Here is an 18,448-nt window from a genome sequence, read left to right as displayed (position 1 = left end):
CTGGTTTAGTGGCAGATCCATCAAGTTACCGTCCGCAAACGGGCGAAATTCCGACCAATCCCGGCGTTTACCGGTTCCGGGACCCCCATGGGCGGATTATCTACGTCGGCAAGGCCAAGAATCTCCGTTCACGGTTGAACTCGTACTTCGCCAATCCCGGAGGCCTGCTTCCAAAGACCCATGCCATGGTCTTTGCGGCGAGCAGCGTCGAGTGGACCGTGGTGGGCAGCGAACTCGAATCCCTGCAGCTTGAATACACCTGGATCAAGGAGTTCAAACCCCGGTTCAACGTGGTCTTCCGGGACGACAAAACGTATCCCTACCTCGCCGTCACCATGGGGGAGAAGTTTCCGCGCGTACAGGTCCTGCGGGGCGAGAGGCGCAAGGGGATCCGCTACTTTGGTCCGTACACCGCCGGAGCCATCCGCGAAACCATGGACACACTGCTGCGGGTCTTTCCCGTGCGTAGCTGCAGTGCAGGTGTCTTCAAACGTGCCCAGGCCAGTGGGCGCCCCTGCCTGCTCGGATACATCGATAAATGCGCTGCGCCCTGCGTCGGCCGCGTCACTCCTGAGGAACACCGGGCACTGGCAGAGGACTTTTGCGCCTTTATGGGCGGCGAAGCGAAGAAGTTCATCTCCAGGCTCGAAAAGGACATGGCCACGGCAGTCGCCAAGCTGGATTACGAGCGCGCAGCCAGGCTGCGAGATGACATCATCGCGCTGAGGAAGGTTTTCGAGCGGAATGCGGTTGTCCTTGCGGAGGACACAAACGCAGACATTTTTGCCCTCCATGAAGACGAACTTGAGGCCGCTGTCCAGGTGTTCCACATCCGCGGAGGGCGTGTTCGTGGCCAGCGTGGATGGGTGGTGGACAAGGTCGAGGATTCCACAACTCCTGACCTCGTGGAGCATCTCCTCCAGCAGGTCTACGGCGAAGACGGTGAAAGCGAGGGCCGGATACCCCGCGAGGTGCTGGTACCAGTGGCGCCAAGCAACAGCGAGGAGCTGGCGTTATGGCTGGGCGGTCTTCGCGGCGCCAAAGTCGATATCCGTGTTCCCCAACGCGGGGACAAGGCCGCACTGATGTCGACAGTCAGGGAGAACGCAGAACAGGCGCTCAAGCTCCATAAGACCCGCCGCGCCGGGGACCTGACCAACCGGTCGCTGGCATTGCAGGAGCTGCAGGAAGCCCTGGATCTGCCGGTTGCCCTGCTGCGCATTGAGTGCTTTGACGTCTCGCATGTCCAGGGAACCAATGTTGTGGCCTCAATGGTGGTGGTGGAAGACGGACTGCCGAAAAAATCCGACTACCGAAAATTCGCTGTCACCGGGCCCGCGGCGGCTGACGATACCGCGGCGATGCATGACGTCCTGACCCGCAGGTTCCGGCATTACCTCCAGGACAAGACGGCCCAGGTGGAAGCTGCCGAGCTTCCCGGCCACCAAGCCGCCATCAACGCGATGGCTGATGCCGCCGTCCTGGACACCACCACTCCGGCGCCGCGGGCGAAGTTCGCGTACCCTCCCAACCTGGTGGTGGTTGACGGCGGAAAGCCCCAGGTCAATGCTGCGGCGCGCGCATTGTCCGATCTTGGCATCGACGATGTCTACGTCGTCGGACTCGCGAAGCGGCTGGAAGAAGTCTGGCTTCCGGACAGCGATTTCCCCGTCATTCTTCCCCGCACCTCAGAAGGCCTGTATCTGCTGCAGCGCATCCGCGACGAGGCACACAGGTTCGCAATTTCCTTCCATCGGCAGAAGCGCGGCAAAGCCATGACGGTCTCCGCGCTGGACAGCGTTCCGGGCTTAGGGGAGTCCAAGCGCAAGGCACTGCTGGCCGAATTCGGTTCCGTAAAGAAAATCAAGGCGGCCACGGTCATGGAACTTACGGCCGCCAAGGGAATCGGTCCGTCCTTGGCGGAGGCAATAGTCACGCACTTTACCGTCACTGACGGGTCCGCCGACGCCGTCGCACCAGCAGTAAACATGACCACGGGGGAAATCCTGGAAACTTAGCCCGGCCAACGAATCTTGGCTAGGGTAAGGAACGGGACAAACATACGTGCAGCTGCGCTTTACCCGCGCAGCAGAAATGGGGCTGAACAGATGGCAAAGTCGACGACAGGATCCGAAGCTGGACAGGACGGATCCTCGCCGGTCAAGCCTGTGGAAGCTGAGCTGCTGGTAGTTACCGGTATGTCGGGCGCGGGCAGGAGTACGGCAGCCGACGCCTTGGAGGACCATGGCTGGTACGTGGTAGAGAACCTGCCTCCGCAGATGCTCGGAACCCTTGCTGAGCTCGTTTCGCATGCACCCCAGTCCATCCCCAAGCTCGCTGTGGTCATGGACGTCCGGAGCAAGGCCCTTTTTGCGAACATCCGCAGCGCCCTTGGTGCACTGGAGGCGAGCGGCGTCACGTTCCGGGTGTTGTTCCTCGATGCCAATGACAACGTGCTGGTCCGGCGCTTTGAACAGGGACGGCGGCCGCACCCGCTCCAGGGCGGAGGCAGGATCCTTGACGGTATCGCCGCTGAGCGGGAGATCCTTCAGGAACTGCGGGACTCCGCCGATGTCGTTCTGGACACCTCCGATTTCAATGTCCACGGACTCGCCACGGCCATCACCGAACTGTTTACCGAAACGGGTCCGGTGGCCCTCCGCCTCAACGTAATGAGCTTCGGGTTCAAGTACGGACTTCCGGTGGACGCCAACTTTGTCGCTGACGCCCGTTTCATTCCCAACCCCCACTGGGTGCCGAATTTGCGCCCCCACACCGGCCTCGACGAAGAGGTGAGCGACTATGTCCTGGAGGCCGATGGCGTCAAAAACTTTGTGGATCGCTATGTTCTTGCTTTGGAACCGGTCCTGGAAGGCTACCGGAGGGAGAACAAGCACTATGCCACCATCGCTGTTGGCTGCACCGGAGGTAAACACCGCTCGGTGGCTGTCGCCGTCGAACTTTCCAAAAAACTTGCCCAGTATCCCAGGGTGACCGTGACTACGACGCACCGGGACCTGGGCCGCGAATAATGGGTTTGCTTACCGGTCCCTTGCCTTTGGTGCCGCCTTCCGGGGGCTCGGGAGCCCAGCAAAAGGGCCCCACTGTGGTCGCTCTGGGTGGAGGCCACGGGCTGTCCGCGTCGTTGTCAGCACTGCGGTTGCTGACTTCGGAGCTCACGGCGGTTGTAACCGTGGCTGACGACGGCGGATCCTCCGGGCGGCTCCGTGAGGAGTACGGTGTCCTCCCCCCGGGAGATCTGCGCATGGCCCTCTCCGCCTTGTGTGACGATACCGATTGGGGTCGCACCTGGCGGGACGTTATGCAGCACCGCTTCAGGCCCGTCAACGGCACCGGCGGTTCGCTGGACAGCCATGCCATGGGGAATCTGCTCATCGTGACCCTTTGGGAACTCCTGGGAGACACGGTCGCCGGGCTTAAGTGGGCAGGTGCCTTGCTCGGTGCCCGCGGGCAGGTTCTTCCCATGTCAAGCGTGCCCCTGACTATCGAAGGTGATGTCCGGGTTCAGGCTCCGGATGGCAGTACCGTCCTCCACACCGTTTACGGCCAGGCCAATTGTGCTGTCGCCGGTTCACTGGACCGGGTCCGCCTGCTGCCGGAAGGGGCTCCGGCCTGCACCGAGGCACTGATGGCGATTGAACTGGCCGATTGGGTGGTGCTCGGGCCAGGATCCTGGTACACCTCTGTCCTTCCCCACCTCTTGTTGCCCGAAATGCGCCAGGCCCTTTGCGATACAGCGGCGAAGCGGTGCCTGACGATGAACCTGGCGACGGACACCAAGGAGACCTCGGGGATGTCCGCAGCTGACCATCTGAAGGTCCTGCGCACCTACGCTCCTGAGTTCACAGTTGATGTTGTACTCGCCGATCCCGCCTCGGTGCCGGATGTCAAGGAATTCGAGCAAGCGGCCGGGATGCTGGGGGCCGAGGTTGTCTTGGGTAAAGTAGGGGCGTCGAGCCGCCGTCCGATCCATGACCCACTGCGATTGGCAACGGCGTACAGCGATATTTTCGGGAACAGTTAGGAAGGCCCCATGGCACTGACAGCATCGGTCAAGGAAGAACTGTCCCGATTGGACATCAAGAAGTCCTCGGTACGGAAGGCTGAAGTGTCAGCAATGCTGCGCTTCGCCGGGGGACTCCACATCATCTCGGGCCGGATAGTGATAGAGGCCGAGGTGGATCTGGCGTCCACTGCCCGGCGACTGCGTGCGGCTATTGCGGAGGTGTACGGCCACCAGAGTGAAATCATCGTTGTGTCCGGTGGCGGCCTTCGCCGAGGGAACCGCTACGTGGTCCGTGTGGTGCGGGACGGCGAAGCCCTTGCACGCCAGACCGGTCTCCTGGACGCCCGGGGCCGTCCCGTGCGGGGATTGCCTTCCGCGGTGGTCAATGGATCCGCAGCAGACGCTGAAGCTGTGTGGCGGGGTGCCTTCCTGGCCCATGGCTCACTCACGGAACCCGGGCGGTCCTCGTCCATGGAGGTGACGTGCCCGGGACCCGAATCAGCGCTGGCGCTTGTTGGTGCCGCGCGGCGGCTCAACATCCAGGCCAAGGCCCGCGAAGTCAGGGGAGTGGACCGCGTGGTAATCCGCGACGGCGATACCATCGCGGCGCTGCTGACCCGCATGGGCGCCCATGACGCCCTGATGGTGTGGGAAGAACGGCGGATGCGGAAGGAAGTCCGGGCAACAGCCAACCGGCTCGCCAACTTCGATGACGCTAATCTCCGGCGCTCGGCCCAGGCCGCTGTGGCCGCGGGGGCAAGGGTAGACCGCGCACTGGAGATTCTCGGTGACGATGTTCCTGACCACTTGAAGTATGCCGGCGAACTCCGCGTGGCCCACAAACAGGCCAGCCTGGACGAACTGGGGCGGCTCGCGGACCCGCCCATGACCAAGGACGCCATCGCGGGAAGAATCCGCCGCTTGTTGGCTATGGCAGACAAAAAAGCACTTGACCTGGGTATTCCCGGGACGGAAGCCAATGTGACGCCTGAAATGCTGGACGAGTAGGCCCGCCCCTAGAATCTAGAACGGACGATGGAAATACCCTGAACCAACCGGAGGTTATGCCCCTCGGGAGGCCCCCGGAACGTCAGGGTTCAGCCACCGCAGTTTTCCGGGTGCACAGCCATCCGGATGCACAATCCGAGAGTTACCGAACCGGACAACCGTCCACGACATTGGAGGATTTTGTGACCGAGTACGTACTGCCCGAACTCAGCTACGACTATGCAGCACTGGAGCCCCATATCTCCGCCCGAATCATGGAGCTGCACCACAGCAAGCACCACGCCGCCTACGTGGCTGGCGCCAACAACGCCCTGGCACAGCTTGCTGACGCCCGGGACAAGGGTGACTTCGCCAACATCAACAGGCTCTCCAAGGACCTGGCCTTCCACACCGGTGGCCATGTCAACCACTCCGTGTTCTGGAACAACCTTTCCCCGGACGGTGGCGACAAGCCTGAGGGCGAGCTCGCAGCAGCAATCGACGATGCCTTCGGCTCCTTTGACGCCTTCCGCGCCCAGTTCTCCGCCGCTGCCCTGGGCCTCCAGGGCTCAGGCTGGGGCTTCCTGGCCTACGAGCCCATCGGCGGCAACCTGGTCATTGAGCAGCTTTACGATCAGCAGGGCAACGTTGCACTTGGCACCACCCCGCTGCTGATGCTGGACATGTGGGAGCACGCCTTCTACCTGGACTACGTGAACGTCAAGGCTGACTACGTCAAGGCGTTCTGGAACATCGTGAACTGGGCAGATGTGGCCAAGCGGTTCGAAAGCGCACGCGCCAACGCAACCGGCCTCATCACCCTCGGCGTGTGATCAGGACTACACGCGCCTGTAACAAACTTCACATTTAGGTTGATTCTGACCGAATCGTGGAAGGTCGGCCTCCGCACTTGCGGGGGCCGACCTTCTTAAACGTAAGATGGATCACGGAAGGCGGTTAGCCTTCAGCAATGTGGCTGGTCGCCCTCCGATCTGGTAATCATCTCTGCCCAATGGCGTGCGGGATCTGTTAGTTGGCTTTGAACGCCCGACTCAACTAGGTGTGCTTGCAAGAGCACCAAGGAGACTACAAGTGACGACCCGTATTGGTATTAATGGCTTTGGCCGCATTGGCCGCAACTACTTCCGCGCAGCACTCGCGCAGGGCGCTGACCTCGAGATTGTTGCAGTCAACGACCTCACCAGCCCTGAAGCACTGGCCCACCTGCTCAAGTACGATTCCGTAGGCGGCCGGCTGAAGGAAACCGTCGAGGTCAAGGACGGCAACATCATCGTCAACGGCAACGCCATCAAGGTGCTGGCCGAGCGCGATCCCGCCAACCTCCCCTGGGGAGAGCTCGGCGTCGATATCGTTATCGAATCCACCGGCTTCTTCACGAAGGCCGCAGCAGCGCAGAAGCACATCGATGCCGGCGCCAAGAAGGTACTCATTTCCGCACCGGCATCCGATGAGGACATCACCATCGTGATGGGCGTGAACGACGGACTCTACGACTCCGCGAACCACAACATCATCTCCAACGCTTCCTGCACCACCAACTGCCTGGGCCCGCTGGCCAAGGTCATCAACGACGCCTTCGGCATCGAGCGCGGCCTGATGACCACCATCCACGCCTACACCGCGGACCAGAACCTGCAGGACGGCCCCCACAACGACCTCCGCCGCGCCCGCGCCGCCGCCGTCAACATGGTTCCCACCTCCACCGGTGCTGCCAAGGCGATCGGCCTTGTCCTGCCGGAACTCAAGGGCAAGCTCGATGGCTACGCCATCCGCGTCCCGGTTCCCACAGGCTCTGCCACCGACCTCACGGTCACGGTTTCCCGCGAGACCACGGTTGAGGAAGTAAACGCGGCCCTGAAGAAGGCAGCTGAGTCCGACGAGTTGCAGGGAATCCTGACCTACACCGACGAGCCGATCGTTTCTTCGGACATCGTTGGCGACCCCGCTTCGTCCATTTTCGACTCTGGCCTGACGAAGGTTATTGGCAACCAGGTCAAGGTTGTTTCCTGGTATGACAACGAATGGGGCTACTCCAACCGCCTCGTGGACCTCACGGAGCTCGTAGCAGCGAAGCTGAGCTAGGGTTAGCTACATGACATTTCACACCCTCAACGAACTGATCGCTGAAGGTGTCCGCGGGCGGTACATTCTTGTCAGAAGTGACCTGAATGTGCCGCTCGACGGCTCTACAGTGACTGACGATGGCCGCATCAAGGCCTCCCTTCCGGTCCTGGCAAAGCTCACGGACGCCGGTGCCCGCGTGCTCGTAACAGCCCACCTTGGCCGCCCCAAGGGCGCTCCCGAAGAGAAGTACTCCCTTAAGCCCGCGGTAGCCCGGCTTGCCGAGATTGCTTCCTTCAAAGTCACCCTTGCAGAGGACACTGTCGGGCAGTCCGCCAAGCAGTTGGCTGCCTCCTTGCAGGACGGCGAAGTACTCGTCCTTGAGAACGTACGCTTTGACGCCCGCGAGACCAGCAAGGACGACGCCGAGCGCGGAGCCTTCGCGGACGAGCTCGTGGCACTTACCGGGACCAAGGGCGCGTTCGTCGATGACGCCTTCGGTGCCGTGCACCGCAAGCACGCCAGTGTTTACGACGTCGCCACCCGGCTCCCGTCTTACCAAGGCGATCTCGTCCACACCGAAGTCGAAGTCCTCCGGAAGCTCACCACTGACACGCAGCGGCCTTACGTTGTAGTTCTGGGCGGCTCGAAGGTGTCCGACAAGCTCGCGGTGATCGATAACCTCATCGGCAAGGCCGATACCATCCTCGTGGGTGGCGGAATGCTGTTCACCTTCCTTGCCGCCGAAGGGCACAAGGTCGCGGGTAGCCTTTTGGAAGAAGACCAGATTCCGGTAGTGCAGGAATACCTCAAGCGGGCAGCCGACGCGGGAACCGAATTTGTGGTGCCAAGCGATGTTGTTGTCGCCAGCAAATTTGCCGCTGATGCCCAGCACCAGACGGTGCCTGCCGATGCCATCGAAAGCAGCAGTTTCGGAGCGCAAGGTATTGGCCTGGACATCGGCCCTGACTCTGCAGCTGCATTCGCTGATCGAATCAAGTCCGCAAAGACCGTTTTCTGGAACGGCCCCATGGGCGTCTTTGAGTTTGAGGCATTTGCTTCGGGAACCCGGGCGATCGCCGAGGCCCTGACCGGCACGGACGCTTTCACTGTGGTGGGTGGAGGCGACTCCGCAGCCGCTGTGCGTACCCTCGGATTCGAGGACAGCCAGTTCGGTCACATTTCCACCGGCGGCGGCGCCAGCCTGGAATACCTCGAAGGCAAGGAACTCCCCGGCCTGAGCGTTCTGGACCGCTGATTTTGCTCCGGCCGGCAGGGCACCTCTTGGTGTCCTGCCGGCCGTTTACATGACCATGACTTTTGGAGAAAACGTGACAACGTCAATGAACGGCACCTTCGACCGTACGCCCTTGATTGCAGGCAACTGGAAGATGAACATGGACCACGTCCAGGGCATCACCTTGCTGCAGAAGCTGGCGTGGACCCTTTCTGATGCCAAGCACGACTACAACCGCGTCGAGGTGGCAGTGTTTCCGCCCTTCACTGACCTTCGCGGCGTCCAGACCCTTGTTCAGGGCGACGAGCTGGAAGTGGTGTACGGCGGCCAGGACCTGTCCCAGTTCGACTCGGGTGCTTATACGGGTGACATCTCCGGCCAGTTCCTTAAGAAGCTCGGCTGCAAGTATGTCCTGGTGGGCCACAGCGAACGACGCACTATCCACAACGAAACTGACGACGTCCTGAACGAGAAGGTTAAGGCGGCCTACCGTCACGGCCTCGTTCCCATCCTGTGCGTCGGTGAGGGCCTGGAGATCCGTCAAGCCGGGACCCACGTCAACCACACGCTTGAGCAACTGCGTGCGGGCGTTGAGGGGCTCTCACCCGAGCACGCAGCTGAACTGGTCGTCGCGTACGAACCCGTCTGGGCCATCGGAACCGGGGAGGTTGCCGGCCCGGAAGATGCGCAGGAAATGTGCGCCGCAATCCGCGCCGAACTTGCCACTATCTTCGGTGACGATGTCGCGGCCAAGATCCGGCTCCTCTATGGCGGTTCGGTTAAGGCCAATAATGTGGCCGCCATCCTCAACGAAACCGACGTCGACGGCGTGTTGGTGGGCGGCGCGAGCCTTGATCCTGCCGAGTTTGCTAATATTGTCAGGTTCGAGAGTCACCTGCTGACGGATTAGTCCGGACACAGGTCAAGCTCCCGCAATTTCCATCTTCTGAAAGGCCGTCGTGGACGTTCTTCATGTCATTCTGCAGATCCTCCTGGGCATCACCAGCCTCTTGCTGACGTTGCTCATCCTCCTCCACAAAGGACGGGGCGGCGGTCTGTCGGACATGTTCGGTGGCGGTATGAGCTCCGGACTTAGCTCGTCAGGAGTGGCGGAGCGGAACCTGAACCGGTTCACCGTCATCCTTGGCGTCACCTGGGGAATAGTCATTATCGCCTTGGGCCTGCTGATGCGTTTCACCGCCGGCGGCGATTCCTAGGCGCCGCCGCGCTTTCGCCTCTTTCCACATCTTCACCGCCCGCTGCCACTGACACCATCGGGAACTCCGCCTAAACTATGGCTGTTGACGTTTTATGAGTCGTCCAGCCGAGTAACCAGGAGTTCCCGATGGTGCATGCCGCTTCAGGCTTCAGGGGCACCCGTGCCGGTGCCGCCGAGGGCTTCGTTCCCAAGAACCAGCCCGGAAATGGCGTCGGCGACAGCCTGCCGCGTATGCGTGTCTCCTATTGGTGCTCCAAAGGACACGAGACGCGGCCTGTTTTTGTTAAGCTCCCGGAGGACCAGATCCCGGTGGTCTGGGACTGCCGCCGGTGCGGCGGGACAGCGACGCGGGGCCAGTCCCAGCCGGAAGCAACACTGGAAGAGCCCGAGGACGGCTTTAAGAGCCACCTGGAATACGTTAAAGAACGACGCTCCAGCCAGGACGCCGAAGACGTCCTGGCCGGAGCGCTTGAAAGATTACGCGCTGGCGGGGCTCTTCCGGATTAGTTGCTCCGGAACCCGCGAGGCGGCGTTCTCGTCGATGAGCCAGAGAGTCCGGGAGAGGCCCGCGGGACCAGCCGCCGGCACCTGCACCGGATTGGCCCCCGCCAGAGCCAGGCCAACGGCACCGGCCTTATCCTCGCCGGCAACCACCATCCACACTTCCGCCGCCGTGTTAATGGCAGGCAAAGTCAAGGAAATACGCTGTGGCGGTGGCTTGGGTGAATTCCGGACGCCCACCACCGTGAGTTCCTTCTCCCGGATCCCTGCCTGCTCGGGGAACAGCGACGCGATGTGAGCGTCCGGTCCCACGCCAAGCAGGAGGATATCGAAGCGTGGAAGCTTACCGGGAGTGTCCGGACGGTCGTCGGAGGTATCCGCTGCATGCTCAGCTGCAGCGGCTTCTGCCAGCCTGCGGGCGTAGTCTTCAGCCGCTTCCTCCGGTGTCCCGAACTGATCGGTGGATCCCGGCACGTGGACCCGTTCAGGATCCACTCCGATGTGCGACAGGAGGGCAGCGTGTGCTTGACGGGTGTTCCGGTCGTCGTCGTCGGCGGCCACAAAGCGTTCGTCGCCCCACCAGAAGTTGACCTTGGACCAGTTGACGGCCGGGGCAGCGGCGGAGTCGGCAACAGCCTTGAGGGTACCGATTCCCACCGTGCCTCCGGTGAGCACAACAGTGGCCTCGCCGTATCGGTCCTGAACGTCCACAAGCTTGGTGATGAGACGGGCAGCGATCGCCGCCATCAATACCGAGGAGTCAGGATGAATACTTACTCTGGGCTCAGCGCTCACTTGGATGGACACTCCTTAGATTAGTAAGTGGAAGTCCAATAGTAATCACTTCACCGAACACATCGTCGGGATCCAGGCGGCGGAGCTCTTCGGCGAGGCAGTCCTTCAGGCTCCGGCGGGGGAGTGAGATCCGTTGTGCCGGCTGGCCTGGCTGGGTGAGTTCCGCGACGGACAAGCCGGGCCGGAACAGCTGCACGTCCCCGCTTGCCCTGCTGAGACGGACGCGCCGGATGCCGGTGCCCGCGGGGTCGGCGACGATGGTGACCGGGGCGTCCAGGGCGAGCGTGAGCCATGCGGCAAGCAGCAGCGTACTGGGGGAGTCGGAGGCACCCTCGACGGCGATGGCCGTGACCGGAGAGGAATCCACCTGGTCCAGAACTGCCGCCAGCTGGATCCGCCAGTTGGTGAGGCGGGTCCAGGCGAGATCCGTGTCGCCTGCCTTGTAGGTTCTGCGGATGTTCTCCAGAGCCGTCGCAGGATCGGGCTCGTTGGCGGAGTCCGTGATTCTGCGGTGGGCTATTCTGCCGATGGACGTGTCACAGGCGCTCTTCGGCGCACCGTGAGGCCACCAGGCAACGATGGGGGCATCCGGCAGGAGCAGGGCCGCCACGAGGGATTCGCTCTCCTCAGCCAGTTCTCCGAAGCCGCGCAACACAATGACCTCGGAGGCTCCGGCGTCTCCGCCCACCCTGATCTGGGCGTCCAGTCTGGTTGGTGCAGAGGCTCCCGCGTCGGCGAGCACGATGATCCGGCAGGGGTGTTCCCGGCTGGCTTCGTTGGCCGCTTCGATCGCTTCTTCTTCCAGGCCGGATTTGGTAACGACGACGAGCGTCAACACCCGGCCCAAGGCGATGACCCCGCCCTGTTCGCGCAGGGACATGATCTTCTTGGATATTTTCGAGGTGGTGGTATCGGGAAGATCTACGATCATGGCCTTCTCCAGGTTCGTCCGTCGCGGGCAAGCAGTTCGTCTGCCGAGGCAGGACCCCAGCTGCCGGGGGCGTACGGTTCAGGCTGTTCGTTCAGGCCTTCCCAGTACTCTTCGAAGGGGTCCAGGATCTTCCAGGAGAGTTCCACTTCCTGATGCCGCGGGAAGAGGGGAGGCTCGCCCAGCAGCACGTCCAGGATCAGCCGTTCATAGGCTTCGGGGCTGGACTCCGTGAAGGCGTGGCCGTAGCCGAAGTCCATGGTCACATCCCGGACTTCCATCTGCGTGCCGGGGACTTTGGAGCCGAAACGGATGGTGGCGCCTTCGTCTGGCTGGACGCGGATCACCACGGCGTTCTGCCCGAAGTCATCCTCGGCGTGGTCACGGAACAGGAGGTTAGGTGCACGTTTGAAGACGACGGCGATCTCGGTGACCCGCCGGCCCAGGCGCTTGCCGGCACGGAGGTAGAAGGGAACGCCGTTCCAACGCCGGGTGTTGATGTCCACCCGGATGGCAGCAAAGGTCTCCGTGGTGGATTCGGCCGGGATGCCGTCTTCCTCCAGGTAACCCAGGACCTGTTCTCCGCCCTGCCAACCACCGGCGAACTGACCACGCGCGGAATGCGTGGAGAGATCATCAGGCAGTTTGACGGCCGCGAGGACCTTTTCTTTTTCGGCACGCAGATCATCTGCGTTGAAGGAGATGGGCTCTTCCATCGCCGTGAGCGCAAGCAGCTGCAGCAAGTGGTTCTGGATGACATCCCGGGCTGCCCCGACGCCGTCGTAATATCCTGCGCGGCCGCCAGTGCCGATGTCCTCGGCCATGGTGATCTGGACGTGATCCACGTAGTTGGCATTCCACAACGGCTCGAACAGCTGGTTTGCGAAACGCAACGCCAGGATGTTCTGTACTGTCTCCTTGCCGAGGTAGTGGTCGATCCTGAACACGGCGTCCTGCGGAAACACTGATTCCACGATGTCGTTGAGCTGACGCGCGGATTCGAGATCGTGCCCGAACGGCTTCTCAATGACCACGCGACGCCAGTTGTCCCCACCGGCCTGAGCCAGTCCATGCTTGGATAGCTGGCGGCACACCTGTTCGAAGGCTTTCGGCGGAATCGAGAGGTAGAACGCATGGTTGCCGCGGGTACCGCGTTGTTCATCCAGCTCGTCAATGACGTCGCCCAGCCGCTCAAAAGCCGCGTCGTCGTCGAATTCACCCTGGACGAAACGGATGCCTTCAGACAGCTGGTTCCAGACCGCCTCATCGAAGGGCGTGCGGGAGTAGGCCTTGACCGACTCTTTCACTTCCGCAGCGAAGTCTTCGTTCTCCCACTGACGGCGGGCGAACCCAACCAAGGCGAAGCTTGGCGGAAGAAGCCCGCGGTTGGCGAGGTCGTAGACGGCCGGCATCAGCTTCTTGCGGGCCAGGTCTCCGGTCACGCCGAAAAGCACCAGGGAGGACGGCCCGGCAATGCGGTTCAGACGCCGATCTCGCGGATCCCGCAGAGGATTACGCAGGCCACCGCGCGACGATGGAACAGGCCTTCGGCCGCCGTTTTCAGTTTCTGGCATGGTAGCTCGTTGCCTTAGCTTTCGAGTCGGGACGCGGCCTGGCCGGCCAGCGCAGCAATGATCTCCTGCAGCTGCTGCACGCCGGCTGCACGATCCGTGAGGTGGAGGCGAAGGACCGGACGGCCGTGCTCGCTCAGGACCTGTGCGTCACCGGCTGCCTGCGCGGTAATCAGTTCGCCGAAGGTGAAGGGACGCTCCGGAATGGGAAGATCCTTTGCGGCAGCAGCCGTGACCTGCAGGAAGACACCAATCGCTGGTCCGCCCTTGTGGAACTGGCCTGTGGAGTGCAGGAACCGGGGTCCCCAGCCGAAGGTGACGGGACGTCCGCTCAGGGCTGCCAGCTGGTCACGGACGGTCTCGAGGGACGCGAAGGCCAAACGGTCGAAATATGCCTGCACGCTGAGGTAGCCGTCGTCGCCCAACTGTGAAAGCAGGGACGTTACAGCGTCGGCTGCCGTTGCAGACTCACCAAGCCACTCGCCGCCGCGGACCTCGATGGCCCCATCGACAAAATTGGCCGGGGTCGGTTCCGGCTGCGCGTCCAGCAGCCCACGGGCGGCAACCTTCGCGGCCTCGACGTCGGGCTGGTCGAAGGGGTTGATCCCCAGTAGCCGGCCGGCAACTGCCGTTGCGAATTCCCACACCATCATTTGGGTGGGGAGACCGCCGGCGATTGCCACTTCGTTTTCACCGAGTTCGACGTCGGCATCCGCGGCCACGAGCCGCACCACCAGGACGTCGCCGGCACCGGCCGTGACCTCCGGTGATGTGGGTCCTGCGACCACTGGAAGGACGCCAGTGCCAAGCTTGCCGGTGGACTCCGCGATCAGCTGCTCAGCCCAGTCGGCGAAACCGACTATGCCTGAGCCGTCCTCGGCAATGACAATCTTGTCCCGCAGGGGTGAGGTGCCACCGAGGGCGGCACCGAGCGCAAGGCCGATGTTTTCAGGGGCGTCGTCGTTGAGGATTTCAGCGGCTTCCTCGGCTTCGTCGAGAAAGGCCTGGATGTCTACCCCGGCCAATCCACAGGGCACCAGTCCAAACGCAGTAAGGGCGGAGTAACGCCCACCAACGTTGGGATCGGCGTTGAACACCTTCCGGTAACCTGCTTCCCGGGAAGCCTTATCGAGAGGAGAACCCGGATCGGTGACGATGATGATCCGGCTCTTCGCATCGAGCCCGGCCTCGGTGAAGGCCTGTTCGAAAATGCGCCGCTGGGAGTCTGTCTCAAGCGTTGAACCTGATTTGGAAGACACCACAACAGCGGTTTCGGTGAGCCGGTCGGCGAGGGCAGCACTGACCTGTTCTGGGTCGGTGCTGTCGAGCACACTCAGCTCGACGCCTGCAGTTCCAGCCATGACCTCCGGAGCCAGCGAGGAGCCGCCCATGCCACAGAGAACGATCCTGGTGACGCCCTCTGCACGGAGTGCGTCCCGGAGTTCCAGGATGGGGGCCACCAGCGCTTGTGAAACGGTGGCGGCCTCCACCCAACCCAGGCGAACGGCAGATTCTGCTTCAGCATCCGGACCCCACAGGGTGTGGTCCTTTGCAAAAATGCGGCTCGCTATCCGATCCTCAACAAGGGTGGGGACGTGCTGTTCAAGGGCCTGGCGTGCTGCGCCGGTGGCGTCGTAGCTGAGTGTGCTCATGATGGACTAGGAAGCCTTCCGTGCAGCGGCGAGGGCGCCCTCGACGTCGGCCAGCAGTTCCTTCCAGCTGGCGACGAACTTGTCGAGTCCTTCGGACTCGAGGAGCGCGACGACCTCGTTGTAGGAGATCCCCAGGGCATCCAGGGCGTCAAGGGTTGCGTTGGCCTCGTCGTAGCGGCCGGTGATGGTGTCACCGGTGACCACGCCGTGGTCGAACGTGGCGTCCAGGGTCTTCTCCGGCATGGTGTTCACCACGCCGGGGGCGACGAGTTCGGTGACGTAGAGGGTGTCCGGGTAGGCCGGGTCCTTCACACCGGTGGAGGCCCACAGCGGACGCTGGGGGAGGGCCCCGGCGTCGGCCAGCAGGGCCCAGCGCTCGGTGGAGAAAAGCTCTTCATAGACCTGGTAGGCCAGGCGGGCGTTCGCGACGCCGGCCTTGCCCTTGAGGGCCTTGGCTTCCTCGGTGCCGATCGCGTCGAGGCGCTTGTCAATTTCGGAGTCGACGCGGGAGACGAAGAACGATGCCACGGAGTGGATCCTGGAGAGATCGTGGCCGTTGTCCTTGGCCTGCTCCAGGCCTGACTGGAACGCGTTGATGACGGCGCGGTAGCGCTCGAGGGAGAAGATCAGGGTCACGTTCACGCTGATGCCAGCGGCCAGGGTGGTGGTGATGGCCTCGAGGCCCTCAAGGGTTGCCGGGATCTTGATGTGGACGTTGTCCTTGTTGACCTTCTTGTACAGGTGCTGGGCCTCGGCCACGGTACCGGCGGTATCCCAGGCAAGGCGGGGGTCCACCTCGATGGAAACACGGCCGTCAACACCGTTGCTGGCTGCGGCGACCGGGGCGAACAGGTCGCAGGCGTCGGCGACGTCGGTGGTGGTGATTTCGAAGATGGTCTCTTCGATCGTGGCACCGGCGGCTGCCTGCGCGGCGATGGTGGCGTCGTAGTCCGTGCCGGTGGTGATGGCTGCGTGGAAGATCGACGGGTTGGTGGTAACGCCGACAACGTTCTTCTCGTCAATGAGCTTCTGAAGGGTGCCTGTATCCAGGCGCCCACGGGAAAGGTCATCAAGCCAGATGGAAACGCCGGCGTCGGACAGCTGCTGTGTGGGGGTAGTCATTTTGTATCTCCTGGAATTCGTGTTCAGGCCTGCAGGCCAGCGAGGGAGTCCTTGGCAGCGGCGGCAACAGCCTCCGCGGTGATGCCGAACTCCTGGAAAAGGCGCTTGTAGTCAGCGGAAGCGCCATAGTGCTCGAGCGAGACGGAGCGGCCGGCGTCGCCGACGAACTCCCTCCAGCCCAGGGCGAGCCCGGCTTCAACGGACACCCGGGCCTTGGCGGCGGCGGGCAGTACGGATTCGCGGTAAGCGGCATCCTGCTTGTTGAACCACTCGACACAGGGCATGGAGACAACGCGGGCAGCGATGCCTTCGGCCTGAAGTGCTTCGCGGGCCTGGACGGCCAGCTGGACCTCGGAGCCGGTGCCGATGAGGATGACGTCGGCCGGGACCGTTGCGCCGTCCTTCGAAGCCTCGGCCAGGACGTAACCGCCCTTGGCGACTCCCGCCGTCGAACCGAAGGTGTCGCCGTCGGCGGTGCCCTCGCCACGGTCGTACGTGGGAATGTTCTGGCGGGTCAGGACGATGCCTGCCGGGTTCTCGTGGTTCTCCAGCATGGTCTTCCATGCCGCAGCCACCTCGTTGGCGTCACCGGGACGGACAACGTCCAGGCCGACGATGGCGCGCAGCGAGGCGAGCTGTTCCACAGGCTGGTGGGTGGGACCGTCTTCACCGAGACCGATGGAGTCGTGGGTCCAGACGTACAGCGACGGAACGCCCATGAGAGCGCCGAGGCGGATGGCCGGGCGCTGGTAGTCACTGAAGATCAGGAACGTACCGGAGAACGCCCGGGTCTTGCCGTGCAGGGCGATGCCATTGACGATTGACGCTGCGGCATGCTCACGGATACCGAAGTGGAGAACACGGCCGTACGGGTTCCCGGACCAGGCGTCAGTCTGCTTGGATGCGGGGATGAACGACGGCGAGCCCTCGATGGTGGTGTTGTTGGATTCAGCAAGGTCGGCGGAGCCGCCCCACAGTTCCGGCATGACCGGGCCAAGTGCGTTGAGCACCTTGCCGGACGCCGCGCGGGTGGAGACGTCCTTGCCGGCCGGGAAGACGGGAAGAGCGGCGTCCAGGCCCTCAGGCAGTTCGCGGGCTTCCACACGCTCCAGCAGAGCAGCGTTTTCCGGGTTGGCTGCCTGCCAGGCGTTGAAGGATTCTTCCCATTCCTTGCGGGCCTCGGCACCGCGGTCCACTACGGAACGGGCGTGGGCCAGGACTTCCTGGTCAACGTCGAAGGACTTGGCGGGATCGAAGCCCAAGACCTCTTTGAGTCCTGCCACTTCCTCCGCGCCCAGGGCGGAACCGTGGATCTTGCCCGTATTCTGCTTCTTCGGCGCGGGGTAGCCAATGATGGTGCGCAGCGAAATGATGGACGGCTTCGACGTTTCGGCCTTGGCGGCGAGCAGTGCCGAGTACAGCTCCTGCACGTCTTCCTTGTATTCGCCGGTCTTGGTCCAGTCGACGCGCTGGGTGTGCCAGCCATAGGACTCGTAGCGCTTCAGCACGTCCTCGGTGAAGGAGATGTCGGTGTCGTCCTCGATCGAGATGTGGTTCTCATCGTAGATAACTACGAGGTTGCCCAGTTCCTGGTGGCCAGCCAGCGACGAAGCCTCGGAGGTCACGCCTTCCTGGAGGTCGCCGTCGGATGCGATGACCCAGATGGTGTGGTCAAAGGGGCTGGTGCCGGCGGCAGCATCGGCGTCGAACAGGCCGCGCATGCGGCGCTGCGAGTAAGCGAACCCGACAGAGGATGCCAGGCCCTGGCCCAGCGGCCCGGTAGTGATTTCCACGCCGGCGGTGTGCTTGTATTCCGGGTGTCCGGGGGTCAGTGAACCCCAGGTGCGCAGGGCTTCAAGGTCCTTGAGTTCCAGGCCGTAGCCGGAGAGGAACAGCTGGATGTACAGGGTCAGTGACGTGTGACCCGGGGACAGGATGAAGCGGTCACGTCCCAGCCAGTCAGGATTCCGGGGATCGTGGCGCATCAGCTTCTGGAAGAGAAGGTATGCGGCAGGGGCCAAACTCATGGCCGTCCCGGGGTGGCCATTGCCAACTTTTTCCACCGCATCCGCGGCCAATACCCTGACGGTATCCACGGCGCGTTGGTCCAAGCTGGTCCATGACAGTTCTTGCTCTTCCAAATGTGGCACGAAAACCGGGCCCCTCTCTGTGCTGACGGCAATTGGTACTGGTCAGGCCCGAGCAGGGCACTTGATGGCGCCTGCTGCAGTGTGTACCAGCCGTTCACCATTGAAACGTTGATCTATATTCAGTCGCATGGCAGAGGGGGGAATACGCTTTCCAGCGCTACCCCTTGCGTGCTGATC

At 62.7% G+C, this 18,448-nt stretch carries 16 protein-coding genes; 10 read left to right on the top strand and 6 right to left on the bottom strand.

The window, feature by feature from the left end:
* The first annotated feature begins 8 nt into the window (after positions 1 to 8).
* The 10 genes from uvrC to M1E02_RS11075 all read left to right on the top strand — a co-directional run bounded on the left by uvrC (position 9) and on the right by M1E02_RS11075 (position 10,059).
* Positions 9 to 2,018: an excinuclease ABC subunit UvrC gene (uvrC, locus tag M1E02_RS11120; protein WP_479374332.1), complete on the top strand. Its 2,010-nt coding sequence runs from the start codon at positions 9 to 11 to the stop codon at positions 2,016 to 2,018.
* 90 nt (positions 2,019 to 2,108) lie between these two features.
* On the top strand, positions 2,109 to 3,032 hold the full coding sequence (rapZ, locus tag M1E02_RS11115) for an RNase adapter RapZ (RefSeq protein WP_479374331.1): 924 nt from the start codon (positions 2,109 to 2,111) through the stop codon (positions 3,030 to 3,032).
* Positions 3,032 to 4,045: a gluconeogenesis factor YvcK family protein gene (locus tag M1E02_RS11110; protein ID WP_479374330.1), complete on the top strand. Its 1,014-nt coding sequence runs from the start codon at positions 3,032 to 3,034 to the stop codon at positions 4,043 to 4,045. Before rapZ ends, M1E02_RS11110 begins: the two co-directional genes overlap by 1 nt.
* Before the next feature lie 9 nt (positions 4,046 to 4,054).
* Entirely contained in the window at positions 4,055 to 5,035 is a 981-nt protein-coding gene (gene whiA, locus M1E02_RS11105; protein ID WP_247045268.1) for a DNA-binding protein WhiA, read from the top strand.
* Positions 5,036 to 5,217: 182 nt separating this feature from the next.
* Positions 5,218 to 5,847, top strand: a complete 630-nt coding sequence (locus M1E02_RS11100) for a superoxide dismutase (protein WP_479374329.1) — start codon at positions 5,218 to 5,220, stop codon at positions 5,845 to 5,847.
* 259 nt (positions 5,848 to 6,106) lie between these two features.
* Positions 6,107 to 7,117 carry a type I glyceraldehyde-3-phosphate dehydrogenase gene (gene gap / locus M1E02_RS11095; protein WP_479374328.1) on the top strand — a complete coding sequence of 337 codons (1,011 nt, stop codon included), beginning with the start codon at positions 6,107 to 6,109 and terminating at the stop codon, positions 7,115 to 7,117.
* 10 nt (positions 7,118 to 7,127) lie between these two features.
* Positions 7,128 to 8,354 carry a phosphoglycerate kinase gene (locus M1E02_RS11090; protein ID WP_479374327.1) on the top strand — a complete coding sequence of 409 codons (1,227 nt, stop codon included), beginning with the start codon at positions 7,128 to 7,130 and terminating at the stop codon, positions 8,352 to 8,354.
* Positions 8,355 to 8,427: 73 nt separating this feature from the next.
* Positions 8,428 to 9,243 carry a triose-phosphate isomerase gene (tpiA, locus tag M1E02_RS11085; RefSeq protein WP_479374326.1) on the top strand — a complete coding sequence of 272 codons (816 nt, stop codon included), beginning with the start codon at positions 8,428 to 8,430 and terminating at the stop codon, positions 9,241 to 9,243.
* A gap of 49 nt (positions 9,244 to 9,292) precedes the next feature.
* A complete protein-coding gene (secG, locus tag M1E02_RS11080; RefSeq protein ID WP_458114051.1) occupies positions 9,293 to 9,550 on the top strand; it encodes a preprotein translocase subunit SecG in 258 nt (85 codons plus the stop codon).
* 128 nt (positions 9,551 to 9,678) lie between these two features.
* Positions 9,679 to 10,059 carry an RNA polymerase-binding protein RbpA gene (locus tag M1E02_RS11075; RefSeq protein ID WP_479374325.1) on the top strand — a complete coding sequence of 127 codons (381 nt, stop codon included), beginning with the start codon at positions 9,679 to 9,681 and terminating at the stop codon, positions 10,057 to 10,059.
* Here M1E02_RS11075 and pgl read toward each other — a convergent pair.
* From pgl to tkt, 6 genes are read right to left on the bottom strand one after another with little or no spacing between them, the layout of a single operon-like run.
* Positions 10,030 to 10,848, bottom strand: a complete 819-nt coding sequence (pgl, locus tag M1E02_RS11070) for a 6-phosphogluconolactonase (RefSeq protein ID WP_479374324.1) — start codon at positions 10,846 to 10,848, stop codon at positions 10,030 to 10,032. The genes M1E02_RS11075 and pgl overlap by 30 nt on opposite strands.
* The gene (locus M1E02_RS11065) at positions 10,838 to 11,779 is read right to left on the bottom strand and encodes a glucose-6-phosphate dehydrogenase assembly protein OpcA (protein WP_479374323.1); all 942 of its coding nucleotides are present in this window, start codon (positions 11,777 to 11,779) and stop codon (positions 10,838 to 10,840) included. The genes pgl and M1E02_RS11065 overlap by 11 nt, the downstream gene beginning before the upstream one ends.
* Positions 11,776 to 13,350 carry a glucose-6-phosphate dehydrogenase gene (zwf, locus tag M1E02_RS11060; protein WP_479374322.1) on the bottom strand — a complete coding sequence of 525 codons (1,575 nt, stop codon included), beginning with the start codon at positions 13,348 to 13,350 and terminating at the stop codon, positions 11,776 to 11,778. The genes M1E02_RS11065 and zwf overlap by 4 nt, the downstream gene beginning before the upstream one ends.
* A 14-nt stretch (positions 13,351 to 13,364) precedes the next feature.
* The gene (locus tag M1E02_RS11055) at positions 13,365 to 14,999 is read right to left on the bottom strand and encodes a glucose-6-phosphate isomerase (RefSeq protein WP_479374321.1); all 1,635 of its coding nucleotides are present in this window, start codon (positions 14,997 to 14,999) and stop codon (positions 13,365 to 13,367) included.
* Positions 15,000 to 15,005: 6 nt separating this feature from the next.
* Positions 15,006 to 16,121 (bottom strand): transaldolase, encoded by a 1,116-nt coding sequence (gene tal / locus M1E02_RS11050; RefSeq protein ID WP_479374320.1) that lies wholly within the window; start codon positions 16,119 to 16,121, stop codon positions 15,006 to 15,008.
* Between the two features lie 23 nt (positions 16,122 to 16,144).
* Positions 16,145 to 18,262: a transketolase gene (gene tkt / locus M1E02_RS11045; RefSeq protein WP_479378130.1), complete on the bottom strand. Its 2,118-nt coding sequence runs from the start codon at positions 18,260 to 18,262 to the stop codon at positions 16,145 to 16,147.
* Between the last annotated feature and the right edge of the window lie 186 nt (positions 18,263 to 18,448).

Source organism: Arthrobacter sp. Z5-13 (assembly GCF_056499105.1).
Note: the sequence above shows the minus strand (reverse complement) of the source record. Positions and strands in the feature narration are given on the sequence as shown.